Raw genomic sequence first — 1,480 nt, 5'->3', positions numbered from 1 at the left:
GGCAGGCAGGCGTCGGCCGGGGCGGCGGGAGGGCCCGCGGACGCGGCGGACAGCTCCGCGCGTGCCGCGGTCAGCTCCTTCTGCTGTGCCGCGGGCGACGTGCCGGCCCGTAGACAGCTCGCGGTCGCCGTGGCCGTGCGCGCCACCGCCGCCAGTACGGCGGTCACCTCCGCAGCGGTGCCCCGCTCCGGCAGGGCGGGCAGCTCGGCCAGTCTGCCGAGCAGGGTGCGGGTGGCCAGGCCGGTGTGGGCGAGGGCGCGAGCGCGCACCCCGGGCCCCGCCGGCCGCTCCGCCTCGGGCACGTTGAGCGACCGCAGCGACTGGCTCGCCTCCTGGGCCGCCACGATGTCGGTGCCGGGCAGGGCTCCCCGGTGTGCCGCGAGCGTCGTCGCGCACCGCCCGGCGACCACCGCCGCCCGGGCGGCCCGTTCCCGGTACGACACGGGGGCGGGCTCCCGGAACAGCAGCGTCTCGGCCGCGACGAAGAGGGCCAGCCCCGTCGTCGTGCCGATCAGCCGGTCGCCGAGCGAGCCGGGGTCGTACGGCGGGAAGGAGGGGAGGATGTAGAGGAGTTGGAGGCCCGGAGCCGCGCCCGCCGGGCGGGGTCCGCCGACGGCGGCGAAGGCCAGCGTGAAGCCGACGAGCAGCATGCCGACGACCGCGCTCCAGGTCCGCACCGACAGATAGGTGCCGGCGGCCACCAGCACCCAGCACACCGGCAGCAGGCGCGCCGTCACCGCCGCGCGCTGCCGTCCGGTACCGGGGATCCTGGCCAGACCGCCCAGCGCGATCACGGTGAACAGCGCGTAGGTCGCCGCCACGGGGCGGTCGAAGCCGTAGCGGAAGACGTAGAAGCCCGCCGCGGCCACGAGTGTCACGCGCAGCGCACGCCGGCCGGAGGCGGCGTAGGCCGCCGGGAGCCGGGCACCGCGCTCACCCCACACCCCTACAGAATCACCCACCGCAGGGCATCCGGCACCTTGCCGGCCAGGCGGCGTCGGCCGGCCGTGTCCGCGGGGCGCGGGTGCGAGAGCCTAAATGACGGAGCCGAAATGACGGAGCCGAAAAGACGGAGCCGAAATGACGAAGGCGAGGAGTCAGCCGCTCCCCGCCACTCTCAACGTATAGCGCACCGGGGGGCTTGCGGCAAGGCCCCCGCCGTAGCGCAGAATTGCCGGCCGAGGCCAGGACGCTACGAAATCAGGTGATGCACGAAGTGGGTGCGCTTTTGTCGATGTACGGGTGGCGCGGGGGCGTCGTACGCCTGGCGGGACTCGCGGCGCGGTCGCGGGGACCCGGCGCGCAGGTGCACGGGTGCGCGCCCTGGCCGTCGTCCCTGCCCGCGCCGTGGCACCGGGCGCCGGCCGGTCTGCCCCCGGTGGAGCGCGGGTCCTGCCGGGCGCGCGACCGGGACGACCGCTTCGTCGTCGGCGAGGCCGACCGGCCGGCGCTGTCCCGGCGGGCCGGCCGTCGCCGTGCA

Annotated in this window: 1 protein-coding gene and 1 pseudogene; one reads left to right on the top strand and one right to left on the bottom strand. The window is 76.5% G+C overall.

The features are described 5' to 3' along the window. Nucleotides 1–962: pseudogene (locus tag ABZV94_RS41575) on the bottom strand (FUSC family protein); the annotation flags it as partial. 245 nt (nt 963–1,207) lie between these two features. Here ABZV94_RS41575 and ABZV94_RS41570 point away from each other — a divergent pair. Next, nucleotides 1,208–1,480: hypothetical protein (locus ABZV94_RS41570; protein WP_356350301.1), on the top strand; the 273-nt coding region annotated here is incomplete at its 3' end.

The sequence above is a fragment of the Streptomyces sp. NPDC004658 genome (assembly GCF_040609555.1).
Classification (GTDB): domain Bacteria; phylum Actinomycetota; class Actinomycetes; order Streptomycetales; family Streptomycetaceae; genus Streptomyces.
Note: the sequence above shows the minus strand (reverse complement) of the source record. Positions and strands in the feature narration are given on the sequence as shown.